Source organism: Zarconia navalis LEGE 11467, assembly GCF_015207075.1.
GTDB classification, from domain to species: domain Bacteria; phylum Cyanobacteriota; class Cyanobacteriia; order Cyanobacteriales; family Geitlerinemataceae; genus Zarconia; species Zarconia navalis.
Genome location: NZ_JADEXN010000007.1, coordinates 1 through 23,422 on the forward strand (window position 1 = coordinate 1; position 23,422 = coordinate 23,422).

Consider the following 23,422-nt stretch of genomic DNA (forward strand, 5'->3'; position numbering starts at 1 on the left):
GGAGTGAAGCGATCGCATCCCCGACCCATCGATCGACTAACCCGCTACCGCGCAAATCCCTTCGTCTGGATTTTGGCGAACTCCGTCAAGCTACAACTAGACCGAGGTACTCTTGCGCCACACATCTGCCCAGAGAAATGTCACCCCCGCCGCCATCGCTGCGGCTTCATCTTCAGGGCGATCGCCCGCCATTGTGGATTCCGCAAGGATGCCCTCGAACTCGCTCGCAGCCAGTAGTAGCATTCCTGTCCCCGGTTTGCGGAAGTTTCCATCGGCATCGAAGATTTTGCGCTCGCCGTCGCGGGTAACTTTCCAGCAAATTTGCCCTTCGTAGTCCGGGCAAAAATAAATGATTTCCAATTCTGGGAAGAGCTTCAGCGTATGGCTTTGCTCGGCGATCGTATCCTCCAAACTCTTGTAGCCGCTAGCCACCCCGCCCTGATTGGTGACCCCGATGCAGAGATAGCCTTGCTGGTGATAGTTAGCAATGGCTTTGTCCGCGCCGGGAATAGCGCATTGGTCTTGAGGGTTGTCAATAAACTTTTTCCCGCTTGCTGGCTGGCGAATCGTACCGTCACAGTCAAGAAATAAGAGCTTTGCCATATCAAATCTCCAGATGAAGCGATCGCTTCTCTACATAGTAAGGGTGAAGAATCCCGCGCCCTCCTCAATCGTCCAGATACAGCGCCGACGAGTCATCGGGCCGAGCGTGAAGGTACTTTTCGGTAATGGTGATACTGCTGTGTCCGAGGGTTTGGCGTACCAGATGGATGGGCGCTCCGCGATCGAGACTGTGGCTGGCGTGGGAATGGCGCAACCAGTGGGGCGATACGTTACCCTCAATGCGGGCCCGACGAGCGGCGGTGCGGACGATGCGGTAGACCTGTTTGCGGCTGAGGTGGTAGCTGCCCCCCAATCCCACTTGACGCGAGCGAAATACCGGGTCGTCGGCTCCCGAGTCACCGCGCAGCTCCCACAGGTTCTCCCACAGGCTGGGGCTGAGCAGTACCGTCCGGGTATGACCGCCCTTGCCGAAAACGGTAATTTGCCCGCCGCTATGACGGGGTTTGAAGTCGCACCACTTGAGGGCGCACAGTTCCGATACCCGCAACCCTCCCGAGTAAAGCAGCCGCAGAATCGTGCGATTGCGAGGCCCAGTTTCGCCGTCGATAATCGATCGCACTTCGGCTTCCGAGAGAATGCGTTCGCTGAGGCGGTCTTTGGCTTTAGGCGATCGGGCGAGTTTTCCCACGTTAACTTTCAATATCCCCAACTGATGACCGAAACTCAGCAGACTTTTGAGTGCCGCCAGTGCCGTTTGCTGGCTGGCGGGAGATTTCCGCGACAAGCTCAACTGCCAAGTTTGGATGTCGAGGAGGGTGATGTCGGTTAGGGGCTTGGCGGCGTGTTGGAAGAATCCTTCGACGTGACGGCGGTAGCTCGACACGGTATTGGGGGACTTGCCGTGGAGCCACAGTTCGAGCAGTTCGCTTGTCGAGAGGTCGAGCGAGTGAGACATTGGCGTTTCTTCTGTGGCACTCGCTTATGATTAAACCGCATTGGGGGGACGATCGGGTGATAATATCGAAGCGCCGAAGTGCTTTCGCCCCAATGAAAATGTCCCTTGAGAAGATGTACCCCCACGTAGACCGCTGGGTTTACGAACACGGGGGCAGAATTGAAATCGGCTATGACGAAGAGAGTCCGCTAACGTCCTTCGTGCGGGCGGGCGATTGCGGTGGGATGTGGTGGGAAGGAAAGGATAGCTACGAGAGTCTCGAAGAAGTGCTATAAGATTTGGATGCGGGATTGGAAGCCGCACTCAAAGAGATTTACGGCGAATGAGTTAATATTTGGGTCGTGCCTCTCCGGTGACGACGGCGAAGTACGACCGCAGAGGGGAGGAGGCGAAGCGGAGGGCGGTTCAGAATTTGGGGTTTTAGATTTTGGACGTGCGCATTTTCGATGCGCGGATTTTGGATTGTTTCAGGGATGGTATTCGAGCGATCGGGCCGACCTCTGCTCATCCTGTAAGAAGCCCAATTGAACACATATAGTTGAGAATGTCGCCTGTGCCCTCGATAACCGGATCTACAACGGGTACTTCGTGTTCCCGGTGCAGTTGCTGTTTCAGTTGAAATATGTCCCCCTGAAACTCGCTTGTGTTCAATGAAATACCGACACAGCGAATATTGGGGTTGGTCAATCGTCCCATCCTTTCCGTAGCATCACGGACCGCAGCGACTGGAGGGACTGGATGCGTGATGCCCCGCATGTGACGCCGTGTCGGCTCGTGACAAACAACGAAAGCGTCCGGCTGCGAACCATGCAACAGACTTAGGGGAACGCCGGCGTGAGCGGGATGCAGTATGGAACCCTGACCCTCAATCACATCCCAATGATCATGCTTGTTATCTGGCGACAGCAGCTCCGCTCCGCCCGCTATACAATCGCCAACGATCGTATCAAGCGCCAAACCCGCCCCTGAAATCATGATGCCGGTCTGGCCTGTCGCTCTAAATGTGCAATCCAGACCTCGTGCTTTCATGTCGCGCGAGATCGTAAGAGCAGTGAACTTCTTGCCGCAGGAACAGTCGGTTCCGACCGTCAGCAATCGCCGACCCTGCCGCCTCCGGCAGGATGCCATCGGAATTGGAATATCGGCATGACGTAAATCGAGGAGGTCTACTCCGGTTCGGTTTGCCGCAGCGACGATCTCCGTCACATCGCGAAGTCGGTCGCGCATCCCATTGGCAATGTCTAGCCCGCAATCGATGGCAGAAAGAATATAGGGATACCATTCGGTCTTGAGCTGGCCGCCCGCATTGGTAACACCGATGACGAAGGTTTTGGCACCGCGCCGAACAGCCTCGGCATAATCGGCATCAGGGAGTCCGGTGGAGACTCGGCAATCTGGCATTCTTATCTGCGCGATACAATTCTCACGGCGCCAGTGGAGCAGCCCGATTGCCGGCTTTGCGGACAGCGCATTTTGAACATCTGCGAGAAAAAGCAGAAACGGTGGCTCCATCATTCTCAAAGCCGTAAATGGTCGTCATAGAAGCGAGCCAACGGCTCGGTGACCGAAATTTTCGTTGTGAAATATAGACTTCGGCAACTTTCCAACAACAACAACTCTATCATCATAAAAACAATCGGTTACGTTATTTTGTGCTATTCATTTTTGTACAAAAAGCCGACCAATCGACGCAAATTCAAACTATAGTTGTTCTGAATAAAAGTGGTACACGTCCAGAGTCTGAAACACCGAATAATTCGAGATTATTGGGGATTATACTGTCCCAATCTTATCCAGAATGACTATATCCCTCTTTTGTCACTCTCCGGTTTTTAGTATGATTATTAATTTTCCAAGACCCGATAGATTGAGCCATACGGCGTTTGGCGAGCGAATTTTGACCAATTTAGCACCCCCGTTAATTTCGATTGGGAAAAAAGCGAGCGATCGCCCGCCCAACAATAGCTCTAGGATTCAGAAAGCGCAAGGCTTTTCGGAGAGTGACAGAAGAGGAATATGTAGCCCCTAGCTTGACTAAAGCCGACTTATTCAGCAAGCCCTAAGTAATTTCCATCAAAAATGGCCCCAAATGGGGTTGACAAATGTGACATCGCTCTTAGCTGCGTCTGGTGACACGAACCCTAGATCTACGCCGGATACTAGCTCGCCTCACGCATCTCACTTTGTGAGATCTGCCTGGACTTGCCTCGGGCGGTAAGATATGAGCGGGTTAATCATGATATTGTTCAGCTTCTGCTCTTCCACATGCGCTGCCCAGCCGGCCATTCGCGCCAGCGCGAACACGATCGTGCCATATCCACGAGGCACCCCGAGCATCGTGAGAAGCACTCCGGTATAGGCATCCACATTCACGTGAGTGCCGTGCCGGCGCCTCGGAGCCATAGCGTCGATAACTTTTTCCATGATTTCCATCGGCGTGGTGTCGGCTCCGGCTTTCATCAACGTCTTAGTCCAGTCGACCAGAAGCTGCGCACGGGGATCTGGCACCTGAAAAACACGGTGCCCGAAGCCAGGGACTGGGCGCTTCTCCTGTTGAGCCGTCTGTACCCAATCGACCGCATGCGCAGGGTTACCGATATCGGCAATCATGGTCATCACGTCATCCGTCGCACCACCATGTTTGGTACCGGAAAACACGGCCAGAGCCGCGACTATTGCCGATCCGTAGTCGGCCTCGGTCGAAGTCGCGATTCTGGCAGCAAATGTCCCCGGATTGGTGATGCATTCCGCCAACACGACGAACAGGGATTCGATGACTTGCTTCTCCACCACCGAGGGCAAACGTCCGGAGAGACCCTCGAGTACCCATTCCGGCAGGGATCGCTCGATTGTAGCTCGGGTTTCGCGCACGCCTCGCGCTAAGGACGCGAGGCGGCAGGTCGCGGCCGAGACAAAGCCCTGCAACTGCAAGGCAGTCGACCAATGTGAGACCTCTTGAGGAATAGATCGCGACCGGAACAACGGCACCACGCTCAGGATGAATTTTATAGGCGACGGGCAGCCTGCGGCGATTCCGTCCATCAGCTGGCCCATCTGCTCCTCGCACTGCTGACCGAGTTGGAGCTGCGCAAGTGCGAAAGCACGTTCGTCGCCGGTCGGATAGCGCCCGTACGAGAGCAGGAAGGCCACATCAATGTATTTATGGCTCACTAACTGATCGACTGGAGTACCGCAATATGCCAGAAGACCATCCTTGCCGTCGATATTCGAAATCGAGCTGTAGTCCAAAACGACGTTTCGAAGACCGCGCTGAAGTTTGGGCGCGTCGCGCGACCCCCCGGCGACATTACGGTCAACCTCGACCGGGCTACCGATGGAGCAGCCGTTCGCTTCCAAGACGTTCCGTACCAGCTTGTCCAGCCGGGTGACTGCCTTCCAATCCTCGATGGTGATTGCGAATTGCTCTTCGATCTCAAGGATCATGCTCACGAACCCGAGTGAGTCCGTGTGCTCGAAAAGGTCTTCGTCCGGTTTCAAATCTGGTACAGACGAGGCACTCGGCGAGCGCTGCCGCGAAAGAATGGCATGTACAGCAGCTTCGATATCGGCGGCTATAGGCAACGGATGCCGTTCGACTGAAGGCTCGTCGATCCCCAGCTCTGCTCGCTGCCGGTACAATGCCGCCAGAGTCTTTCGATCTATCTTTCCATTGCGGGTAAGTGGCAACCGATCGATCTCGACGATCTCGTGCGGCCGCTCGTGGTGCGGTAAAAGATCGCGGCAATTCTCAAAAATCTCAACGACAGTAGTGTCCCCCCTCTCGACGTACGCAACCAATTTGGTCGGATAGTCAGGGGGCCAAACCAGTGCAGCAGCTTGCTGGCTCCCGGCCGCTTGTCTAACCGCCGCTTCGATCCCACCGAGCTCGAGCCGTACACCATAAAGCTTGACCTGTTCGTCGATTCGGCCGCAGAAGACGAGACCGAGGTCCGACACCGCGATGGCCAAGTCGCCGGTAGCGTATACGCGCTGGGAGGCTTTGCAATCGAGGCTGACGTTGTGAAATCGGGCGGCCGTCTCCGTCGGATTATTCCAGTATCCAGCGGCGACCTGAGATCCCGCGAGATAGATCTCGCCGATGGTGCAGGGCGGTACGGGCTGACGGTCGGGACCTAGCAAGAACACCTGCTGTTCCGGCAGTGGATGACCGATAGGTAGGTCCTGGCACAGTTCCGGGAGATCCGCTCCGTCCCATGCGTAATGCGTAAAAGCAACAGTCGCTTCCGTGGGACCGTAAGTGTTGACCAGAAGGGCATCCGGGGCTGCGGTCTTCATCGCTCTCGCGAGCTGGATGGGAAGACGTTCGCCGCAGAAAAATGCGAGCCTCAGGCCTTGGAGAGCGTTGGGAGCTAGGTTTCTAGAGCGTGCCAACTCCGACACGACCGAGGGGACTGAAAACCACACCGTCAGCCCATGGCGTGCGACCAGATCCGCAGCAAACAACGCTCGACCTCGGTGCGGTACAAACAGGCATGCTCCTGCATGCCATGTCACGAACATGTCATGCACCGAGAGGTCGAAAGTGAGTTCAAACAACTGCGTACAGCGGTCGGTAGGGCGTAAAGGATACAGCGACGCCATGGAGCGGACGTATTGAGTGACACTCTCCTGCCGGATCGGCACGCCTTTTGGCTCACCGGTCGTACCGCTAGTGAATAGAATGTATGCAAGCGATGCTGGATTCTCATCCGCCGGTTCAAATTCCGACGGCAGCCGGCGCAGTTCGGATTTGACATAGACTTTATGCGGACTCAAGGCGTGACAATCGACTTCGCACGACTCATGCTCCGGCAAAACGATGACCAAGGGCTGGATCGCGCTCCGCGCGATCCGTTCGGCGATGGGGAAGCCGGCGCGATCCGCGATGACTGCCGCAGGAAACGTTGCGGCGGCAATGGATCTGGCCCGCTCGTCCGGCGACGCGGGATCTACCGGTACATATGTCATGCCGGCACCAAGTGCACCGAGAACACCCGCAAACCCGGTGAATGTGCGGCTCGTCGCCAGGATGCAGACGCCCGGACTAGTAGCAGCTGACGTTCGGAGACATGTGCATATCTGCCCGGCCGCAGCAGAGAGCGCAGCATAGGTTCGAATCTCAGACTCAACGCAGATGGCTGGCCGGTTGGGGTAAGCCTGAGCACTCTGAGCAAACAGATGAGCAAGCATCGATGGGTCTCCTCTAAGAGGAGATGCGATCACGACAAGAAAAAGATCCTGACTATATTACATTTCAGGCTCTTAGAAAGATTTTTCAGCTCCATTGTGCCATGACAGGGTGTGCAACTCCATTAAGGGGTGAATATAGCGAAGCTGATATGAGGGGCAAGATATAATTTTGCAGCTTTCGATGATTGGAACGCGCTCAACGCCCCGAAGACAAACATCCCTAAAGCCGTTTCCGTGTATGGGTTTTAGCCCTTTCCCACTCTGGGTGTCTTCGTCAATTTTTGCCGGAACTCAAACCCCAACGATGACTCCTTCTATATCGTCCTCATAAAACCCACTTCTCAATCCCCTCCAAATACCCCATCTCCACCGGAGTCAACACAACCGATCGCTCCAACAGCGCCAGCACCTCCAACTCAAACGGGTCTAACCCCTGCTCCCGCAACCGAGCAAACCGATCGCATAACTCCCGCAATCCCGGCGCTCGTTCCATCGGCACGGCTTCAACCTGATGGTGCTTCAGGGTATGCTTATTCATCGTCATGGTGTCCACATCCCGCAGCCATACTTCGACAGTCTTCTCCCTGACCGCTGCAATGCGTCCGAGACGGGCGTGAATCTTGGCGTTGTTGGGACAGCTCACCTCGACGAGTCCCCATGGTTGTAGGGTCAGGTGATGCGCTCTAGTTGGCTGTTTGGGTGGCGATTCGACTTGCTGCATTCGCTCTACGATGTCCTTAACGATGCGACCACTGGGTACTTTACCACCTGCCTCGGTGACGGCCTGCTGCCAGACTTCTCGTTGTTGTTCCGGTTCGAGTTGAACGAGCGATCGAACTTGGCTCTCACGAGTAGGCAGAATTTGTGTCCCATTTGTTCTCATTTCACTAATCGCCGGATTTTGAGAACAATTTGTTCTCATTTCACCGAGCGCCAGATTTTGAGAACAATTTGTTCTCATTTCTAGGTTGTCAACGACTTCGACTCCAGCAATCAGGTAATCCATCTTCCTTCGAGAGTACCCAAACCGATCGCGACAGTAATTCTCGAAGGTCTTGTGGGTCGATCGATACAATCGCCTGTCCCGCAACTCCCGCAACGCCCGACCCGCTTCGTAAAACGCCCGTTCCACCTTACGTTCGAGATGGAGCCGATCGCGTTTCTCGTCGTAGCTCAATTCGCCATCGATGGCAGTTGGGTCAGCCTCCACCACTTCAGGGGTGACGGGTTTTGGTGCAGCTTCCCGGTTAGCCGACCAAGTTACCCAAGCGCGATCGTATGCCTCAGTTGTGGGGTAATCGTCGGGGTTGGAGGGTTTTCGGGTGGCGATGGTAAGCTGACCGTCGCTTTCGGGTACGAATTTGAGTTCGCCAAATTCTTCGGGTTTCCAGCGCGGATCGTCGTCTGAATTCGGAAAGGGGGATTCGTCTGCATTGGCACTTGGTGACAGCTTCTCTAGCACGGGACCCGGTTCGGATTTCGGCTTGTAAAACTCTGGGTCGTCCCAGGCGGGGTCGTAGCCTTGGGTATCGATGCCCGCTTCGGATTGGTAGGAAATCGGAGTCGATACCGTCTTGAGGTCGAAGATTGCCGGGGGCAGGATGCCGATGTCTTTGGATTTGGATTGCGCCATCACGACACCTCCTGGGGTTGGGGAATGGGAGTCAGGGATACGGGTTCGGTTTTGTCGTCGAGGTTATTGACCAGGGATTGGGCGAGCCATTCGCGCACTTGCGATCGATACTTGTCGCAATCGTTTGGGGCATCAGCATCGTCCCCACGGGTCGCGGCGTTCTCGATCCATGCGTCAACCTTCCACCAGTTATTTTGGGCATCGAACAAGCCGTCAAACTTCGGGTCGAGGCGATCGATTCGACCATCGGCGAGTCCAGCTTCGATATCGGGGTGCAATTCATTTTTTTCATCGTCAATCGGCGGCGCGGAATTTTGACCCGGACCCGAGTGCTTGGGTTCTTGCCCGTTAATCTTTTCAAATTCCAGATATAGCCAGTGATGGTTATCGACGATCCATTTCTCAATTAGCTGCGGTGTCTCTGGCAGTCGATCTGCTTTGCTCCGGGCAAATTTCAAAAATCTCTCTCTCTCGCCTTCTGAGAGAGTCTGTATAAAGTCTGAATAAGTCTTATTAGTCTGAGAGGACTCAGAAGCCTTGTCTGGTGGGGGTTCTGGGCTTCGATTTTCGCAATTTTGAGAATCTAGTCTCATTTTTGAGACTGGCGGTTTCATTTTTGAGACAGCAGTCTCATTTTTGAGACTGGCGCTGCAATTTTGAGACTGGCGTTTCAGTTTTGAGACACCCGATTGATTTTTAAAGCTCCAGCCCTTGTCCTGGAAATCGAAGATTCCGAGCTTCTGGAATTTCCCGATCGCCCGGTAAAAGGTCGCCTTCGAGCAGTCGCACTCGGTCATCACGGTTAGGGTATCGAGATCGAGGTAACGATCGCCGTGGGGATCGAGTTCGACTAGATACGACCAAATTCGCCACTCGGCTGCCGTAAGTTTGGCTTGGCGGAGCTTAGCCGCGATCGGCCCGGTCAGCGGGTAGAATTTTCCATTGATTTTTGCGCTCATGCTTCCACTCCCACCATTTCAAAACTGACGGTCTGTTGGTAGTGGAAAATGAGATTGACGAGTGAGGTCAACTCGTGGTTTGGTAACGGGTAGAACTTCCGCTCAATTGTGGCTTGTGTCATAATTGTGGAAATATCGTGAATATCGATAAGAAACATAAATCCACCTTAAAGGTGTATAAATAAAGATATTACACCTTTAAGAGTTACTTTTTTGCTCAATGCTGCACGTTTACTTCAAGCAGACAATGGATCGCTTCAGTGTCAAAGGCTCGCAATTGGCTGAAGCTTTTGGTTGCAGCAAGAATCACATCAGCGAAATTCGCACTGGAAAATGCAGTCCGCCCATTAACCGCTTCTGGGAACTGCTCGAAACGATGGAGACGCTAGCGCCGGGAGCTAAGCTTTATTTCAGCCGTTTGATGGTTGGTAGTAGCTCGATGGCTTCTATCCCCCCCAAGGATTTGCTCGAAACTGCGGAAATGGATAAAGAAGAAATTGCCGAAACCATCGTCACGCTAGTTAATAAATTGAAGGGAGAAAAGGGAAATCGTACAAAGTCCCGTAAAAACCCCGATGCATCGAACCCCCAAGAAGCCGTATTGGTTTAAGAACGGTTTAAAGTCATGAAATCTTTGCCTAATGCATCAAGATCTACAAAGGATGCCATACGAGGCTTCGTCAATGATGGAATTTGACGAGCTAGCCGATCGCATCAAATCTATGTCGTCGGAACAGCGCGCGGAACTGGCTCAGAAACTCCTGGGACAGAACCACGGCTCGACGCTCATCATGGGTGGAACCAACGTCATCAACAACTCCTTTGCCATTCAACTGAATGGGAACGCCGAGGAAATGAGCCAGCAGCTCAAGAACGTTCCCCCAGAGGTGGTGGACGAATTGTTGGAGCTACTCAAAGCGGTGGCGCTGAAGGTGGCGAAGGAGGATAAATCTTCCCCGCCGCAACAAACGAACGGTCATTAGAACGATACGAGCTGCACGGATGGGTGCGTTATGCGGCTCGCCCTCAAGAAATCCTCTCACCAGGGCAACCACTTGCGGGTTTCCCGTCCCGATTGGCGCATCGATGCTTCGATTTGCTGGTTCGTTTCGGTTTGGTCGTCTTGGGCAATCTCGGTTCCTTGCAAGTCGTACTTGGCGCGGATGCGTCCGGCGAGCAGTCCTTCTTGGGCGGGTTTGGGCAGAGCGCGATGAGACATGGCCGCGCCTCTTTCTGTCACGTCTGAGTTGAGTTCTCGGGCCAGCTCGTAGGCAGAGTTGCCCAAGATTTCGGTTTCTAGGGCGTGGTTGGCATCCATTGCCCCTCTCATGTCCGCCCCTTTGTCGTGCATGGCGCGACCGAGGTCTTTGCGAGCGGTATCCGCACCGGCTAGGGGCTGGCTGGATGTCGCCGTGGGAAAGAGCTTCCCTTTAACTTCGAGGGAGTAGTCCTCGGACTCGGGCTGAGTTTTCCACCAGTTCAAAAATGCCATTTAAGTCTTCTCCTTGATACGAGGATGGCGAGCCAAAGATTTCGTTGAGTCCTTCTCGAATGAGATCCAAAGCACCGGGAATGCGGATGTAGGCTTCAAAGGTTTCGCGGCGCACTTCCCAGCTCCAGTCATCCCGAGGGGGATTGAGATAGAACGTCACGAGCGAAACGGGTTCGAGAACCGATCGCACGATCGACAAAGCCATGAAATGCCCCAGCGCTCGCTTCCAGGTGTCTCGATAGCGCAGGTCGCCGAAGGCGCGTACTTCCGGTTGGAAATTCTCCGGCTGCACCACCACCCCAGCAAACTTTTGCAGCATCAGCCAGGTTTCCCAGGTTTTATCTTTCAGGTCTTGGAGCTTCATCATTCGACCTCGGCAAGAAGATTGACCTTATTCTACCGAGGTGAAGGCGATAGAGAAAAAGACGAGCCGAAAGCTCTCTGGTAACATCACTAAGCAGTTTGCGGTTATCCTTCCAAAGTTATTATACTCGAAAATATCGAGTATTTTGTCGGAGGACGATCGCGTGTTTTTACCCCAACTCGCAATTAAAAGAATCGCCTTGATGGAAGCCTGGGAATTTTGCTTGAACTGGTTTGACGTACCGCCAGAAGACAGAGACCAACCCGAACGCGGGTTTAGAGCTAAGTGCGTGCGGGAACTCTCGGAACTCCTAAGTTTGGAGCAAAATACGATCGACCAGTGGGGAAAGCGCTTGGAGAATATGCCCGCTCGCTACCAGCGAGAACTCGGGCGAATTCACTCCCTCAAAGCGATCGCCATTGAGATTGCCAAGTATCCCGAGTTAAGACGCATCTTAGAAAATAAGGCACTCTAAATTATCACTCGAAAATATCGAGTAAAACTCTTGACCCCAGCTTGGGGTTTTTTTATGGTTTGGATACGAACCGGAAAAGTTCGCGGATGAAAATTCGTCCGTCGGATATCCGGTTGCCCTAGAAAAATCGACATCGTATGTCGAGCTAAACCATAGGAACCATGCCAAGAACTAGCAAACGAACTAAATCAGAGCCGGAAGAAACGGATGCGCCGGACATCCAACCGGATACACCGGACATCCAGACGGATATTAAATTCCCCCCGGACGGACTGTTTACCGGAGTTGCCATTGCCGAAGAGCTGGGGGTACACGCAGATACCATCCGCAAGCGCTACTACCCCGAGGCGATCGAGATTTGGGGCGACCATGCCGATTGTCTGCGCCAGGGGCAACTGTATACCTCGATCGCCTACGAGGAATTCTTTCGGATGCGGCAACTTCGCAATGCCAATCGTTTGATTCTCAACAGTGCCGATCGCATTGTGCGCCAAGCCGATGGCAAACCTGCCGTCGAAGCCAACCCCGAAAAGATGACCAAGCGCGTTTACAAAGCTCTGCGCTGGAAAGAACAACCGGAACTGGTGCCGGGACACCAACCCGATTCGGTAGAGGAAGCCAACGAAGCCAACTTGAATGAATCGGCAATCGTTCCCAAAGCCTACGACGTGGAACTGGTAGACGATTTCAACTCCACCCTCGATCGCGTCGATGACATTGGCGTTGGGCTGGGCGGTTTCATGGAAGCGCTCGAAGCCTCAGCGCAGCAATCGGCAGATGCCGCATCGGCGGCTTGGGCGAATAAGTTTACCGATCGCTTCTCAGAGAATATGCAGAATTTCCAGAAGCAGATGGGAAAGTCGATGAGCCACAAGCGGTGAGGCTCGCGCCTCGTATTGCTCGCTGGGCGGAGTTTCACCCGATCGCAGTTCGCGTCATCGTGGCGATCGGATTGCTGATGTGGTGGATCGTCCCAGCGGCACTCAGTAGTTACGTCGATTTATTCATTCAAAATCATGGCAACCAAAACCAAGACATCGAGCAAATCCAAGACAACCGCTCAGCCCCAGGGCAAGAGCATCGCCTACACCACTGAATCCGAATTCATGGTCAACTCGGAAATCGTGCGCGGTCAGATTCGCACCGAGAAAGTTCGGGAGTTACGGGGCAAGCTCAAAGGGCAAACCTTCAAAGCCGATCGGGCTGAAGTTTGGGCAGACCGTCAGCTCGTTAAATTGGGCATCGAACAGGAAAAGCTGGGCATCGACGAGGACAACCTGAAAGCGGTTCGGGTCGATCGGCAACTCAACCAGCAGTCTCACATCGCACGGCTGAGCGCTAAAGCTTATTCGGTGGATGCGACAACCTCGCTGAATCAGGGCAAGCAGCAATTCCTGCTCAATGCCGGAGTTGACCCCACAGTGGTGACGCTGGATGCCAAAGCGAAGATGGGAGTGAAGGTCTGATGGATAACCTCTTGACCCCGATTGTCCTCCGGACACGCTACGCGATCGAGCCACCTGAAGTGTCGGGCAACTTGCTCGTACCCGTTGAGCCGCCTGAAGTATCGGGCAACTTGTCGAAGGCAATCGAAGCCCCTGCAATTTCCGAGAATCTGGTGGGCAAGTATCGAGATACCTTGTCGCCGCCAGCTTCATTGAATGAGGAGGTGAAAGCCTAATGTACTGGGCAATGTTAGCGCTAACCGCGAGTCTGGTTGCTGGCATTGCCCTACAACTGCTGTGGTGGTTGTGGGGCATTTATCCCATGGCGGCGATCGCGTTTTTGATGGTTGTTGCTATTGCTGGCGTGGGCTATTACTCTTGGAGGATTTTGCAATGAAAGGAATTGCGTTTGGAAATTGGATGATTCGACCGACCAAAAGATGGCAGGGGGTGAAAGTCGAAAAATTCGAGATGCTCGGCGACGCATGGACGGCAGTTAAGCTTGGCTACGTCATCGTTATCCACTGCCCAGTTTCAGAGAGGGAGCGGGGGGAGGAGGACGAGCAATGAATGACATCATCCAACAAATTCAACAAGAATATCGGATTGCCGACGATGGATCGGTGACGGTATCGATTCGGGGTGTTGCCCGACTTGCTGGTGTAAGTTGGCAAGCCCTGTCTAAGCAATTTTCCACAGGCTCATCCGGCGGCAACATCTCAAGCTCAAAGCTGGTTCAATCCCTTGAATCCAGGGGATTTGAGGCGGCAACTTTTTCAGTAACGGGCGTTCCCGATACAGCCGTAGCTCTCATTCTGGAATATTACGCTTTTGATGCTGGAAAGCGCTGCACCGATCGAGCTAAGAATTGCTGCCGAGCGTTTATGGCAATCGGGATTCGGACTTGGATTCAACAGCAAGCGGGATGGTCGCAACCTCAGAAGTCGCAACCCAAAGCCTTGCCCTACGAATTCACCTCGGAAGTCTGGCAGCAGCTACAACCCCACGAACGGCACTACCATAGCGAAACGGACGAACAGCGCCAAGAGCGTCGGCACTGGGATATTCGCGATATCCGCCACTGGTTTCGCCGTCACCGAGGATTTTGAGAGCCATGAAATCCTTAATCGCCACCACAGTTATCGCCACAGCTCTAGCGGGCGCACCGCTCCCCAAGTGGGCAACTCTGCCGATGCAAATCGTCGGAGCCACCACGGGGCTGATTTACTTGACCAAATCCGGTTCGCCCTGGCAGCACTGGCAGGAAGAACGAGAACGGGAAAAGGCGATCGCATCCCAACAAACCGAGTTCGAGAAATGGAAAGCCGGACAGCTTAAGGACTTGCAAGCCCAAGCCGAGGCAGTTAACGAGCAACTCAACGCCGATAAGCAAGCCTTCCTGGAACAGCACAAACTCGAACTCGATCGCTATGCCGATCGCATTGACTTTCTCCAACACGAACTGGCTTCGGTCATGCGACGACTCGACGATTACGAAGCACCGCAGCTTCCCGAGGGGGTGGAACAAGATGCGATCGCCGCTCGACGGGTCATTGAAATACTCGATCGGCTCGGTTGCCGCTGCGACTACCGCCAAAGCTGGCTCGACAGTCACTACATCTACGTCCGCATCCGACCCAGAGAAGGGGGCGAACGGGAAATCAAGCGCCACCTCAACCGCTTGCAACTCGAACTCGGACTAGCGGAACCACCGGGTATTGCCACCGTACCGGGGGCGATTCAGCTTTACTTGAGACCGAAAACCATGGTTAGCCTCAGCGAAGCCCCAGACTTTGCGGTGACCCCCCAGTTTCATCCCGAGATGGCCCTGGCGAATTTAGAAGCGAGCTACCACATGGGGTTCGTGGAGCCGGAGACGAAGATACAGCCCTATGGCGATATCAGCCAGTTGGAGAAGGATTGGTTGAATTGGCTGTGGACGAGAGGGATTCGGAATCAGAAGGAGATTATCAGTCGGATTTGGGGAGCGACGAGTGGAAATGGCGATCGATTTTTAAGGGCGCGGGAACGGTTGAGGGTAATTGCTGAGGAATTGGGAATTGAATTAAGGAGACGGGACAATGGCTGAATATCTCGATCGCAACGGCAAACCCTTAAAAGGGGCGGCATTACAATCTGCAATGGACAAGGAAAAACGCCAGCGCATTCGCGACGAGCTGGGTATCGATAATCTATCGACGGATGACGGCGAGCTGGAAATTTTAAATACTGCGGCGCTGGAGAAACAGAAGCAGCACCAACGCAGAGCGCAGCGCCTTCAAGATACCGCAGCAATTCTGGGAGCCACTTGCACGGCGGGACTGGTATTTAGTTTGCTCAGACCCGCGCTGTTACCTCACGCAACGGTTTTGGGAGCTGGGCTGGGAACGGCAGCGGTTTTGGCGGATAAAGCCAGCCGGAAAGACTGAGGGCGATACTCCGTGTGGAGTCGCGCTCGCGATCGCAACAGACTTAGGAATAAAGTTGAGAAGACGGAATAAGTAAAAACGATGGCTTGGAAACAATCGGTGAAATTGGAACCCCTCAACGAATTGTTCGATGAAACGGGGATTGCGTTTGAGAAGGATGAAGTCGAAGGTGGCTACGTGGCGAGGTTGGGTGACAAGCGGCTGAGACGACCGACGTTGATGAAATGCGCCCAAGCGGTGATGAAAGAATGGGTTTCGATCGCATGACCTCTCGGTACGCTCGATCGAAGGCTCTCCAGATGGGGGGTCTTTTCGTTTGACTCCGCTACAATGACCGCTATGAATTCCCGCTATCCCGACAACTGGACGGACATTGCCACCGCCATCAAAACCTCCGCTCGGTGGCGCTGCGAGAAATGCGGCATGGCTTGCATCCAATCGGGTGAAGATACCTCGGGATTATCCAGGTCCGATCGGGCGATAAGAACCCTGACGGTACACCATCGCAACTACCAGCCAGAAGATAATCGCCCCGAGAACTTGATGGCACTGTGTACGGGATGCCATCTGAGTTACCACCAACGACGGCGGGGGAACGTATCGCCGGGGCAGTTGGAGTTGTGGTAGTCGATCGGTTAAGAAATGATGAAAGCTCGGAGCAAGATGGCCCGGAGTGAGTAGGGTATAAGGCATCGACCCAAGCAGTAGTAAATTCCTCTCCATTCCGCCGTGCTGTGGGTGTCTCTACAACTGTCCCCCACTTAACGACGACCCGATGAAATCTTTACTCGCTTTGCTCTCTTTGCTCTTTTTCCTGTGCGTTCCCCTGATGGTGTTGGGACTTATCCGACCCAGCATAGTCGTGCGCGGCCGCACCCAGACACGAACGCGGGCGGTGCAAATCTATGGCGGGCTGGCATTACTGTCTTTGACACTGGGATTTGTCGTGCATAGCGGAATTGGTGTGGCCGTCGGCTTTATCGGGATAATCGCCCTCCCCCTGATGTTGCTTGTCGGACTGATTCACCCGCCCATAGTGTTGCCCGCCAATCGCAGAAGTCGCAAGACCGTCGCCAAGATTTACCTACCCCTGACGCTCTTTTTCATCGTCTTCGGCGCGATCGTATTCGACCCGGACACCCGACAAGCCGAAACGCCAACCGCACCGGAATCAACATCCGAGCCGGAAGTTACGCCAGAACCAGTCCCCGTCGCACCCGAGCCAGAACCCACACCCGAACCCGCACCGGCAACCTTCCAAGTTGCGGTAAACCAAGCCACCCGAGCTGCCGAGCAGAGCCAAACCGCAGCCACGCTCGAATCGTGGGATGACATTGCCCGTACCTGGGACGAGGCGGCTACCTCAATGCAAGAAGTTCCAGCAACCAGTTCTTATTACGATCGGGCCCAAGAAAAGGCGATCGAATATCAAGCCAATGCCGATATCGCTCGGCAAAAGGTACAGTCGTTTGCTCCACCCGCCCCAGCGCCGGAGCCAGTCTTTCAACCCGAACCGGAGCCAATACCCGAGCCGGTCTTTCAACCCGAGCCGGAACCGATACCCGAGCCAGAGCCGATACCTCAACCGGTGGCCATCCCCGAACCCGCTCCAGCACCCGAATCGAACGATACCGGCGGCTACGTCTCTGGTTCCTGCGCCAAGCTCAGAGGGATGGGTTTGAGCAATTTTCGTCCCGGCGACCCCAACTACACCAAAAATCGCGATCGGGATGGCGATGGTATTGCTTGCGAATCTTAGGCGATCGGTGCGATCGCCCTCAAACAATATCCCTCAATCTGCGATCGCTTCTAGCCCCGTTTCTTTCGCGACCTTCTGCGCCAACGATTCTTTTCCTGGGGATGGATTACGATCGAGCCACTCCGAGAAATCCTCATTGATGAGCTTGGAGTAACCCGCCCGGTTCTGCGTCAACCAATCGGCAATTTCCTGCTCGCCCATTGTCTCTAGCACCTCAATGACGCAAGAGCGGCTTAGCATATTACAGTAGTTGCCCTCTCTAACTTCAGCCAGTGCTGGCATCAAGCCTTCTGGGTACTCGTTCATCTTTCCAACTCGTTCGCAACAACAAAAGACTTATCAACTGTAGTTTGACACGAATCGACTGCCAGCAATCCGCTACCTCGCTGAGCCGCGCTCGATCCAAAATCCGCACGTCTAAAATCCCACATCTTGCTGCGTCATCATCACCTGCTCCACCGCCCGCAAACAATACTCGGGATAATCGGGATTGTCTGACTCAATCAACGGAATCGAGATCGCTTCGATATACTCCCGATACTGCGCCAGTGTCGGTGGCGCTTCGTATCCTTTCTCCCCAACAAAGTGGATGAAGTCGATTTCCTGACCCCACAGCGCCACCACCTTCGCCCGGACGTTAGCTTGAATTTGCTGTCCTTCAACCCGTAACCGCGCATCGCCTAATTTCGCCCAAATATCCACACTCAAAAAGTCCACCGGGTCATCGGGCTGCCATTCAAAAGCATCGGCGACGATAATTTCGACTTTCTCCCAACCGGGCCAAGATTGGGGTTCGGCAATTTGGTAGAGCATCTCGACGGCGTTGCGATCGCATTCCACCACTGTCACCTTCTCAACTTCTTCACGGGCGATAACGTTATAGAGCAGCACCCCCATTCCCAGTCCCATAATCACCGTATGACCTCGAGCGTAGAGAACGTGGTGGGATTGCGACTCCAGCTCGCGGGGCGTTAGCGACATCCACAGGGTCTTGTTCTGGAACAATCGATAGTTGCCACTGGTGGGTTGGACTCCGGTGAAGTAGCCCCGGATGAGAATTGGGTCGATGCGATCGAGAAACCAGTCCCCATGACGACCCTCGCGATATTCCGGCACTTGCAGGGGCGGATAGGGGGGCGTTCGCTGCTTCTCCGCGTCCTGGGCGAGTTCTTTCAACTTGGCAAATTCTGATTCGAGCTGGCGACCGGGCTTGACTTCTCCAATAACCACGTCGAAGCCTTCCCACTCGTCCACCGTAAATCCGGCTTCGGTTTCGTCGGGGAACCGCTCGGCCATCTTGTGCCATGCATCCTCTTTGCTGTGGGCCGTAATATAATGACCCTGCCGAGCCGTGAGGTCATCGCGACCCAGACAATCGTGCTGGTAGCGGGCATTGCGGGTACAGCGAAATTCTTGCATCGATGGATCGAGATCTGAGTTACTACTGTCGGAAATTTGCCAAGCTCAACGTCAGCCGTTCGGCGGGGGTGGCTCCCAACAAGCCGATCTTACTGCTGTCGGTTATCGAGTCGATCGCCCGAGGGGACATCCGACAGAATCAGATTGTACTCTCTGGCGAACTCATCGCTACGTTCTTGAATCTGTGGAGCCACTTGGTTGCCGATCGCAAACCCGATATCGGTCAGCCCTTCTTTCACCTGCGCGGGGACAAGTTCTGGCATCACGTTCCCAATCCCGGCTTTGAAGCCACCGTCGCCTCGAAGACTCCAATCCGGGGGTTGGGGAATCTGCGATCGGCGATTGCTTATGCCTATCTCGATCGGGAACTCTTTAGATTTCTCCAACAGCCCGACACTCGATCGATTCTCACCCAAACCCTCCTCGATACCTGGTTTGGCGAACGCACCGGACAGGTTGAACAACTAATGCAAGAGAATGCTTTCGGTGAGCTGCAAGCCCAACTGCAAGAACAAGGGGGCAAGGTCTACCCACTCGAAGAACTGCAAGACGAAACCGAGGAAAAGGCGATCGTTCGCGATGGGGCGTTCCGCAAGATTGTCGTGGCGAGTTACGAATATCGCTGCGCCTTCTGCGGGTTGCAAGTCCTCAACTCGTTGGGGCAAAACATCGTCGATGGGGCGCACATCAAGCCGTTTTCTCAATTTCGAGACGATCGGATCGACAACGGATTGAGTCTGTGCAAAAACCATCATTGGGCGTTCGATCGGTTTTGGTTTGCGATCGACGATGATTATTCGATTCTGGTGTCGGAGGATTTGCAGGAGGACTCGCCCCATGGCAAGCCGATGCGGGAGTTTCGGGGGGAGCGAATTCGATTGCCCTCCCAGGAGCGCTACTATCCTCGGTTGGATGCGCTGCGGTGGCATCGGGAAGTGTTTTTGGAGGGGGTGGGGTAGAGGGAATTAAAAATGCAAAATGAAAAATGCAAAATTTTCAAGACAGATGGGTGAGGCTGCACTGAAGTATTCGTGAAAGTCGTGAAAGTCGTGAAAGTCAGAGCACTGACTCGAAAATCACCAATCGCCCTCAAGCCAAGCGCTGACATTTTTTCAGTAATCGATTGATAATTCTATGTTTTTCATATACTATATGAGTATTCAAACTCGCCCGGCAGCAGTATTCAAATCAGTACAATGCAGAAAGATTTGCCATCTCCCCAGCCCGTGAAGCTATCAGCAATGGATGAGGATATTCTCACGGTGTTACTGGGGCGAAAGTTATACGGCTTGGAAATCCTCGACCAGCTCAATCTTGATCGCCCGATCGAACTTAAGCACGGCAGTCTTTACCCGGCAATGAATCGACTGGAGGAAAAAGGACTGGTTTCCTGGCAGTGGGGCGATGAGGCGGATGAGTCTGGAGGAGGAAGGCGGAAATATTACGAAGTGACAGAATTAGGCGCGAAGTCTCTGAGTGAAGTACAGCAGTATCGAGTAGGGCAGGCGAAATCTACAGCAAAGGCTCTATGCAAAAAAGCAGCAGAAGAATTGGGATTCCAAAGCTTGGCAGAACTTGCGAGAAATGCTGGGGTGTCAGAAAGCACTATTTCTAGAGTCATTGCAGGCGCGAAGCTTACCGATAATACAGCGCAGAAAATAATTGAAGCTATCAAGTCTCAGAATTATTCCCAAGGCTGGGATGCTCTTGAGTCTGCTGGTCGGCTAGTATATGTTTTAAATTATCTGCGGAATCATTTAGCACATCTTCGCGGACGAGAAGCTCTGCATAAATTTCGTGAAGAAGATGCAGAGAGATGGGACAAAAACTATACAAAAATATCACACAAATCGCAATACAACTTAATAGAACGGATTGACTTAATCCCAATTTCATCAAATCTCAAAAAGCAGCTAGAGCTTATCCAAGAATTTTGTAAAGCTTGGAAAATTAAGCATGATTTCTGCTATTCAAAAAAAATCTCATCAATATTAAAACAGAATCTAGATCTCATTGTCTCTAGTATTAGACTTGCAGCAAAAAAAGGTTTTTATGTCGAAGTCAAAGAAACATTTACCCAAATAAGGCACATTGCACATCTTTGCGATGAGTTTGAATTTGTTGCTGATATATCGAAATGGTTAATCGAGCACTCGTTCAACCATGGCGATATGCCTACCTATATCAAAGCAAAAACTACGCTTGCTTGGACTCTATCTTCTAATAGAGAAGCAGAACCCCTAAGAGAAGCTCAGGAATTAACGGATAGAGTATGGGAGTTACTTGAAAATCCTGAAATATCCAAGAAAATAACTTCTGAAGATATGGATGTTGTAGCCATTATTTGCGAATTAAGGCTGCGAATTCCGACTCGTCTTCAAATGTATAAACATCAATCTTTAGCAATAAATAATTTTAATAACTTGCATCGTCACTCTCTATTAATGCTGAACAAGTTTCAAAAAAATATCGCATTAGATACTCGTCTAAAGATGCGATATCAAATACCATTGCAATACCAACACGGCATATACTTATATACAATCGAAAAATATGAAGAAGCAAAAAACGAGTTTCAAAATGTGCTTTACAATTCAAATTTAATTGGTTGGGATCGCGTTGAGCAAGGTAGTGCTACTTGGCTAGCCACACTGACCAAAAAAATGAATGATATTGATTCTTGTCGAAAATATTTAGAAAAAATAGATGAAAAACCTTTTCTTAAGTTACGAAAAATTAGTAACAAAATAAAAAATGAAATTTCATCTAATTACTAATTTTTGTATCTCGCTACTTATCGCAAATAGATTAAGGGAGAAGCTCATGACTAATCTTCAAATCATATTACAGCGTCGCTTGAGCGAATTACAACAAATGCATACTCGCCATGACTATGAACGTTGGGATATCGCAAAGCATTATTTATGCTCTATTTGGTCTAATTTGGACCTGGAGCTTCAGTTGGGTATTCAATGCGGTCTATATGAAGAGGTTAAGAATTTATTTTTTGAATTAAGAAATATTCTTCAGTGGACTGGTCGTATTCAAGAGCGCATCTATTTTGCTGCGTGGCTAAAGCGAGAAGCAGAGCCGCGAAACGATATAGGCATAATGTACTTGGCAATTTCATCTCTAGTCTGGTCTTATACATCATCTGGTTGTTATCAAGATTTGGATAAAGCTTACGACCAGTGGAAGGAATTAGCAAAGAGTTTGATAGCAACAGATATTTCTCTAGGTTTCGATATCCACGGAAATAATCTGAAGGAAAGTTTAGGTGCTTCTCTATATGCAGAATTAATTATGGATACCTGCGAGAATGGTCTCAGAGTTGCTATTCGTCGCCGGGAACTTGACAAGGCTTGGTTGAAAATACATCAAGGAGAACAAATAATTGACCTTCTCTTCGAGCGCGAATTTATTTCGCCACGGTTACAAACAAGATTCAAACTAACCTTTCAGTATCATCAAGGCATAATTTGTTACCTTTTTGATAAATATGAGGAATCAGAGCACCATTTTGAAAATGTCATTAAAGAGGCAAATCTGATTGGTTGGGAGCGTGTAATTAAAGGGGCCAAAAGCTGGCTAGCAACACTGGCAATGGAACGAGCTCAATATGATAGATGCGAACAGATTCTTACAGATATCATTTTGACAGACAGAGTAACAAGCTTCTCAAGTATTCTCGAAAAGCGATATGGCTGCTGCTATTTAATCAAGGCTAATCTCTGTGGAATACAAGGAAAAAAATATGAAAGAATAGCTTGCGAACAAGAAGCAAGAAGATTATTTGCAATGTGCAATCTTATGCTAAATTCTACATAATTTTTCGCTTCCTTATATTGTAATCAATTAGCAGCTAAAAATCAATAAATAATGCAATCTAACCTATTAAATTTTGACTCTACACAAGTTTCAGCTTTCAGCATTGATTAAAAATGACAATTCTATTTAGCTATACACGAAGCGCTACATAACCACATATATTTCTAGAAAAGTTTCTAAATCGATCGAGTTGTGAAAAAGCGAACATCTTCATGCTTGATGGGAAAGACTTTACTTCTTAGAGAAAATGAAAGGAAGCTTTCCTGACGATCGCTAAACGGTTATGACCCCTAGAAAAGTGAGGTATCTCATGAAACTAAACAATGTTCACCTTATGCAGAGCGCACGTAAATGCTCCAAAACGATTCCTCTGAAATCCTATCTAGCATTCAAAAAATGCATACAAAAGCTTCGGCAGAACGGTTGCCTGAGTGAAGAAATTCCTCTCACCGGCGATCGTCTTTTTGCGTTTGCCATCGATGGCGATTGGGTTGCTGTCGCACAACGCCAGGAATGTCGGAATTGGCGGGGAAGCCGGATATTTAAGATTGGCATTTTAGATTTGATTCCAGCATCGCAATTCCAGCCGCCCTCAAACCGATTGACTATCGAAATTACTCCGAGAGAAATCAATTGGATGAAGACAGTGATAAAGGCGATCGCACCACTTCTCGATCGTCCCCATCTTCCAGCATTGGCGGGGGCGTTGACAGCAACGGCGATCGCTATCTTTGCAGTAGCATACAAGTACCAAGGTAAAGTAACGCTGAAAATGGAAACTGACGGCACGAAAGTGAACAATGTATTCACAATCGATGGCCGTCAGCCCCAATAATCATTCCGAGTCTTGAAAGTTTGGCGACGCTCAAGACCCGAATCTGAATCTAACTCAATTTTAGCGCTCGGGGTA

30 protein-coding genes and 2 pseudogenes are annotated in these 23,422 nt (G+C 51.8%); 20 read left to right on the top strand and 12 right to left on the bottom strand.

The window, feature by feature from the left end; translation table 11 throughout:
• Positions 1 to 96: 96 nt before the first annotated feature.
• The 3 genes and pseudogenes from IQ235_RS00860 to IQ235_RS00870 form a co-directional block, all read right to left on the bottom strand.
• On the bottom strand, positions 97 to 603 hold the full coding sequence (locus IQ235_RS00860; RefSeq protein WP_264319607.1) for an HAD-IIIA family hydrolase: 507 nt from the start codon (positions 601 to 603) through the stop codon (positions 97 to 99).
• Between the two features lie 106 nt (positions 604 to 709).
• A pseudogene (locus IQ235_RS00865) lies at positions 710 to 1,252 on the bottom strand (tyrosine-type recombinase/integrase); the annotation flags it as partial.
• A 42-nt stretch (positions 1,253 to 1,294) separates the two neighbouring features.
• Positions 1,295 to 1,519: pseudogene (locus IQ235_RS00870) on the bottom strand (site-specific integrase); the annotation flags it as partial.
• Positions 1,520 to 1,611: 92 nt separating this feature from the next.
• Between IQ235_RS00870 and IQ235_RS00875 the strand changes: the two are divergent.
• Positions 1,612 to 1,794, top strand: a complete 183-nt coding sequence (locus IQ235_RS00875; protein WP_264319608.1) for a hypothetical protein — start codon at positions 1,612 to 1,614, stop codon at positions 1,792 to 1,794.
• A 229-nt stretch (positions 1,795 to 2,023) separates the two neighbouring features.
• Here IQ235_RS00875 and IQ235_RS00880 read toward each other — a convergent pair whose 3' ends face one another.
• The 5 genes from IQ235_RS00880 to IQ235_RS00900 form a co-directional block, all read right to left on the bottom strand.
• Positions 2,024 to 3,034: an N-acetyltransferase DgcN family protein gene (locus tag IQ235_RS00880; RefSeq protein WP_264319609.1), complete on the bottom strand. Its 1,011-nt coding sequence runs from the start codon at positions 3,032 to 3,034 to the stop codon at positions 2,024 to 2,026.
• Between the two features lie 663 nt (positions 3,035 to 3,697).
• Positions 3,698 to 6,709 carry an amino acid adenylation domain-containing protein gene (locus tag IQ235_RS00885; RefSeq protein WP_264319610.1) on the bottom strand — a complete coding sequence of 1,004 codons (3,012 nt, stop codon included), beginning with the start codon at positions 6,707 to 6,709 and terminating at the stop codon, positions 3,698 to 3,700.
• A 325-nt stretch (positions 6,710 to 7,034) separates the two neighbouring features.
• Complete coding sequence (locus IQ235_RS00890; RefSeq protein WP_264319611.1) at positions 7,035 to 8,342, bottom strand: hypothetical protein; 1,308 nt, start codon at positions 8,340 to 8,342, stop codon at positions 7,035 to 7,037.
• Positions 8,342 to 9,301, bottom strand: a complete 960-nt coding sequence (locus tag IQ235_RS00895) for a hypothetical protein (protein ID WP_264319612.1) — start codon at positions 9,299 to 9,301, stop codon at positions 8,342 to 8,344. Before IQ235_RS00895 ends, IQ235_RS00890 begins: the two co-directional genes overlap by 1 nt.
• The gene (locus IQ235_RS00900; protein WP_264319613.1) at positions 9,298 to 9,459 is read right to left on the bottom strand and encodes a hypothetical protein; all 162 of its coding nucleotides are present in this window, start codon (positions 9,457 to 9,459) and stop codon (positions 9,298 to 9,300) included. Before IQ235_RS00900 ends, IQ235_RS00895 begins: the two co-directional genes overlap by 4 nt.
• Positions 9,460 to 9,548: 89 nt before the next feature.
• On the opposite strand from IQ235_RS00900, the gene IQ235_RS00905 reads away from it, so the two are divergent.
• Together IQ235_RS00905 and IQ235_RS00910 are read left to right on the top strand one after the other, a co-directional pair.
• Positions 9,549 to 9,911: a hypothetical protein gene (locus IQ235_RS00905; RefSeq protein WP_264319614.1), complete on the top strand. Its 363-nt coding sequence runs from the start codon at positions 9,549 to 9,551 to the stop codon at positions 9,909 to 9,911.
• A gap of 52 nt (positions 9,912 to 9,963) precedes the next feature.
• Positions 9,964 to 10,284 (top strand): hypothetical protein, encoded by a 321-nt coding sequence (locus tag IQ235_RS00910; RefSeq protein WP_264319615.1) that lies wholly within the window; start codon positions 9,964 to 9,966, stop codon positions 10,282 to 10,284.
• Between the two features lie 56 nt (positions 10,285 to 10,340).
• Here IQ235_RS00910 and IQ235_RS00915 read toward each other — a convergent pair whose 3' ends face one another.
• Both IQ235_RS00915 and IQ235_RS00920 read right to left on the bottom strand, forming a co-directional pair.
• Positions 10,341 to 10,793: a hypothetical protein gene (locus IQ235_RS00915; RefSeq protein ID WP_264319616.1), complete on the bottom strand. Its 453-nt coding sequence runs from the start codon at positions 10,791 to 10,793 to the stop codon at positions 10,341 to 10,343.
• The gene (locus tag IQ235_RS00920; protein WP_264319617.1) at positions 10,732 to 11,160 is read right to left on the bottom strand and encodes a hypothetical protein; all 429 of its coding nucleotides are present in this window, start codon (positions 11,158 to 11,160) and stop codon (positions 10,732 to 10,734) included. The genes IQ235_RS00915 and IQ235_RS00920 overlap by 62 nt, the downstream gene beginning before the upstream one ends.
• Before the next feature lie 160 nt (positions 11,161 to 11,320).
• Between IQ235_RS00920 and IQ235_RS00925 the strand changes: the two genes are divergently transcribed.
• The 13 genes from IQ235_RS00925 to IQ235_RS00985 all read left to right on the top strand — a co-directional run bounded on the left by IQ235_RS00925 (position 11,321) and on the right by IQ235_RS00985 (position 17,265).
• Entirely contained in the window at positions 11,321 to 11,632 is a 312-nt protein-coding gene (locus tag IQ235_RS00925; protein WP_264319618.1) for a hypothetical protein, read from the top strand.
• Between the two features lie 161 nt (positions 11,633 to 11,793).
• Complete coding sequence (locus IQ235_RS00930; protein ID WP_264319619.1) at positions 11,794 to 12,513, top strand: hypothetical protein; 720 nt, start codon at positions 11,794 to 11,796, stop codon at positions 12,511 to 12,513.
• Complete coding sequence (locus IQ235_RS00935; protein ID WP_264319620.1) at positions 12,510 to 12,728, top strand: hypothetical protein; 219 nt, start codon at positions 12,510 to 12,512, stop codon at positions 12,726 to 12,728. The genes IQ235_RS00930 and IQ235_RS00935 overlap by 4 nt, the downstream gene beginning before the upstream one ends.
• A 10-nt stretch (positions 12,729 to 12,738) precedes the next feature.
• Positions 12,739 to 13,098 carry a hypothetical protein gene (locus IQ235_RS00940; protein WP_264319621.1) on the top strand — a complete coding sequence of 120 codons (360 nt, stop codon included), beginning with the start codon at positions 12,739 to 12,741 and terminating at the stop codon, positions 13,096 to 13,098.
• Complete coding sequence (locus IQ235_RS00945; RefSeq protein ID WP_264319622.1) at positions 13,098 to 13,313, top strand: hypothetical protein; 216 nt, start codon at positions 13,098 to 13,100, stop codon at positions 13,311 to 13,313. The genes IQ235_RS00940 and IQ235_RS00945 overlap by 1 nt, the downstream gene beginning before the upstream one ends.
• Entirely contained in the window at positions 13,313 to 13,474 is a 162-nt protein-coding gene (locus IQ235_RS00950) for a hypothetical protein (RefSeq protein WP_264319623.1), read from the top strand. Before IQ235_RS00945 ends, IQ235_RS00950 begins: the two co-directional genes overlap by 1 nt.
• The gene (locus IQ235_RS00955; protein ID WP_264319624.1) at positions 13,471 to 13,647 is read left to right on the top strand and encodes a hypothetical protein; all 177 of its coding nucleotides are present in this window, start codon (positions 13,471 to 13,473) and stop codon (positions 13,645 to 13,647) included. The genes IQ235_RS00950 and IQ235_RS00955 overlap by 4 nt, the downstream gene beginning before the upstream one ends.
• Positions 13,644 to 14,186 (top strand): hypothetical protein, encoded by a 543-nt coding sequence (locus tag IQ235_RS00960; protein ID WP_264319625.1) that lies wholly within the window; start codon positions 13,644 to 13,646, stop codon positions 14,184 to 14,186. Before IQ235_RS00955 ends, IQ235_RS00960 begins: the two co-directional genes overlap by 4 nt.
• Positions 14,187 to 14,191: 5 nt before the next feature.
• Positions 14,192 to 15,166, top strand: coding sequence for a hypothetical protein (locus IQ235_RS00965; protein ID WP_264319626.1), 975 nt, complete (start codon positions 14,192 to 14,194; stop codon positions 15,164 to 15,166).
• Complete coding sequence (locus IQ235_RS00970) at positions 15,159 to 15,506, top strand: hypothetical protein (protein ID WP_264319627.1); 348 nt, start codon at positions 15,159 to 15,161, stop codon at positions 15,504 to 15,506. The genes IQ235_RS00965 and IQ235_RS00970 overlap by 8 nt, the downstream gene beginning before the upstream one ends.
• A gap of 81 nt (positions 15,507 to 15,587) precedes the next feature.
• Positions 15,588 to 15,773, top strand: a complete 186-nt coding sequence (locus tag IQ235_RS00975) for a hypothetical protein (RefSeq protein ID WP_264319628.1) — start codon at positions 15,588 to 15,590, stop codon at positions 15,771 to 15,773.
• A gap of 63 nt (positions 15,774 to 15,836) precedes the next feature.
• Positions 15,837 to 16,133: an HNH endonuclease gene (locus IQ235_RS00980; RefSeq protein ID WP_264319629.1), complete on the top strand. Its 297-nt coding sequence runs from the start codon at positions 15,837 to 15,839 to the stop codon at positions 16,131 to 16,133.
• Between the two features lie 148 nt (positions 16,134 to 16,281).
• Positions 16,282 to 17,265 (top strand): excalibur calcium-binding domain-containing protein, encoded by a 984-nt coding sequence (locus IQ235_RS00985; protein ID WP_264319630.1) that lies wholly within the window; start codon positions 16,282 to 16,284, stop codon positions 17,263 to 17,265.
• Between the two features lie 33 nt (positions 17,266 to 17,298).
• Here the strand turns inward: IQ235_RS00985 and IQ235_RS00990 are convergent, their stop codons facing one another.
• Complete coding sequence (locus IQ235_RS00990) at positions 17,299 to 17,571, bottom strand: hypothetical protein (RefSeq protein ID WP_264319631.1); 273 nt, start codon at positions 17,569 to 17,571, stop codon at positions 17,299 to 17,301.
• 111 nt (positions 17,572 to 17,682) lie between these two features.
• Positions 17,683 to 18,684, bottom strand: coding sequence for a hypothetical protein (locus IQ235_RS00995; RefSeq protein ID WP_264319632.1), 1,002 nt, complete (start codon positions 18,682 to 18,684; stop codon positions 17,683 to 17,685).
• A gap of 2 nt (positions 18,685 to 18,686) precedes the next feature.
• On the opposite strand from IQ235_RS00995, the gene IQ235_RS01000 reads away from it, so the two are divergent.
• The 4 genes from IQ235_RS01000 (at position 18,687) to IQ235_RS01015 (ending at position 23,347) form a co-directional block, all read left to right on the top strand.
• Positions 18,687 to 19,643, top strand: coding sequence for an HNH endonuclease (locus IQ235_RS01000; RefSeq protein ID WP_264319633.1), 957 nt, complete (start codon positions 18,687 to 18,689; stop codon positions 19,641 to 19,643).
• Between the two features lie 237 nt (positions 19,644 to 19,880).
• Positions 19,881 to 21,461 (top strand): helix-turn-helix transcriptional regulator, encoded by a 1,581-nt coding sequence (locus tag IQ235_RS01005; RefSeq protein WP_264319634.1) that lies wholly within the window; start codon positions 19,881 to 19,883, stop codon positions 21,459 to 21,461.
• A 46-nt stretch (positions 21,462 to 21,507) separates the two neighbouring features.
• A complete protein-coding gene (locus tag IQ235_RS01010; protein ID WP_264319635.1) occupies positions 21,508 to 22,512 on the top strand; it encodes a hypothetical protein in 1,005 nt (334 codons plus the stop codon).
• A gap of 310 nt (positions 22,513 to 22,822) precedes the next feature.
• Positions 22,823 to 23,347, top strand: coding sequence for a hypothetical protein (locus IQ235_RS01015; protein WP_264319636.1), 525 nt, complete (start codon positions 22,823 to 22,825; stop codon positions 23,345 to 23,347).
• Positions 23,348 to 23,422 lie beyond the last annotated feature (75 nt).

Bases quoted from the DNA above. Each gene is read 5' to 3' on its own strand.
- IQ235_RS00985 (WP_264319630.1), top strand. From the start codon at position 16,282: ATGAAATCTTTACTCGCTTTGCTCTCTTTGCTCTTTTTCCTGTGCGTT.
- IQ235_RS00965 (WP_264319626.1), top strand. From the start codon at position 14,192: ATGAAATCCTTAATCGCCACCACAGTTATCGCCACAGCTCTAGCGGGC.
- IQ235_RS00880 (WP_264319609.1), bottom strand. From the start codon at position 3,034: ATGATGGAGCCACCGTTTCTGCTTTTTCTCGCAGATGTTCAAAATGCG.
- IQ235_RS00895 (WP_264319612.1), bottom strand. From the start codon at position 9,301: ATGAGCGCAAAAATCAATGGAAAATTCTACCCGCTGACCGGGCCGATC.
- IQ235_RS00875 (WP_264319608.1), top strand. From the start codon at position 1,612: ATGAAAATGTCCCTTGAGAAGATGTACCCCCACGTAGACCGCTGGGTT.
- IQ235_RS00975 (WP_264319628.1), top strand. From the start codon at position 15,588: ATGGCTTGGAAACAATCGGTGAAATTGGAACCCCTCAACGAATTGTTC.
- IQ235_RS00930 (WP_264319619.1), top strand. From the start codon at position 11,794: ATGCCAAGAACTAGCAAACGAACTAAATCAGAGCCGGAAGAAACGGAT.
- IQ235_RS00955 (WP_264319624.1), top strand. From the start codon at position 13,471: ATGAAAGGAATTGCGTTTGGAAATTGGATGATTCGACCGACCAAAAGA.
- IQ235_RS00980 (WP_264319629.1), top strand. From the start codon at position 15,837: ATGACCGCTATGAATTCCCGCTATCCCGACAACTGGACGGACATTGCC.
- IQ235_RS01005 (WP_264319634.1), top strand. From the start codon at position 19,881: ATGCAGAAAGATTTGCCATCTCCCCAGCCCGTGAAGCTATCAGCAATG.
- IQ235_RS00920 (WP_264319617.1), bottom strand. From the start codon at position 11,160: ATGATGAAGCTCCAAGACCTGAAAGATAAAACCTGGGAAACCTGGCTG.
- IQ235_RS00890 (WP_264319611.1), bottom strand. From the start codon at position 8,342: ATGGCGCAATCCAAATCCAAAGACATCGGCATCCTGCCCCCGGCAATC.
- IQ235_RS00885 (WP_264319610.1), bottom strand. From the start codon at position 6,709: ATGCTTGCTCATCTGTTTGCTCAGAGTGCTCAGGCTTACCCCAACCGG.
- IQ235_RS00995 (WP_264319632.1), bottom strand. From the start codon at position 18,684: ATGCAAGAATTTCGCTGTACCCGCAATGCCCGCTACCAGCACGATTGT.
- IQ235_RS00990 (WP_264319631.1), bottom strand. From the start codon at position 17,571: ATGAACGAGTACCCAGAAGGCTTGATGCCAGCACTGGCTGAAGTTAGA.
- IQ235_RS01010 (WP_264319635.1), top strand. From the start codon at position 21,508: ATGACTAATCTTCAAATCATATTACAGCGTCGCTTGAGCGAATTACAA.
- IQ235_RS00860 (WP_264319607.1), bottom strand. From the start codon at position 603: ATGGCAAAGCTCTTATTTCTTGACTGTGACGGTACGATTCGCCAGCCA.
- IQ235_RS00940 (WP_264319621.1), top strand. From the start codon at position 12,739: ATGGTCAACTCGGAAATCGTGCGCGGTCAGATTCGCACCGAGAAAGTT.
- IQ235_RS00910 (WP_264319615.1), top strand. From the start codon at position 9,964: ATGCCATACGAGGCTTCGTCAATGATGGAATTTGACGAGCTAGCCGAT.
- IQ235_RS01000 (WP_264319633.1), top strand. From the start codon at position 18,687: ATGGATCGAGATCTGAGTTACTACTGTCGGAAATTTGCCAAGCTCAAC.
- IQ235_RS00970 (WP_264319627.1), top strand. From the start codon at position 15,159: ATGGCTGAATATCTCGATCGCAACGGCAAACCCTTAAAAGGGGCGGCA.
- IQ235_RS00950 (WP_264319623.1), top strand. From the start codon at position 13,313: ATGTACTGGGCAATGTTAGCGCTAACCGCGAGTCTGGTTGCTGGCATT.
- IQ235_RS00945 (WP_264319622.1), top strand. From the start codon at position 13,098: ATGGATAACCTCTTGACCCCGATTGTCCTCCGGACACGCTACGCGATC.
- IQ235_RS00900 (WP_264319613.1), bottom strand. From the start codon at position 9,459: ATGTTTCTTATCGATATTCACGATATTTCCACAATTATGACACAAGCC.
- IQ235_RS01015 (WP_264319636.1), top strand. From the start codon at position 22,823: ATGAAACTAAACAATGTTCACCTTATGCAGAGCGCACGTAAATGCTCC.
- IQ235_RS00915 (WP_264319616.1), bottom strand. From the start codon at position 10,793: ATGGCATTTTTGAACTGGTGGAAAACTCAGCCCGAGTCCGAGGACTAC.
- IQ235_RS00905 (WP_264319614.1), top strand. From the start codon at position 9,549: ATGGATCGCTTCAGTGTCAAAGGCTCGCAATTGGCTGAAGCTTTTGGT.
- IQ235_RS00960 (WP_264319625.1), top strand. From the start codon at position 13,644: ATGAATGACATCATCCAACAAATTCAACAAGAATATCGGATTGCCGAC.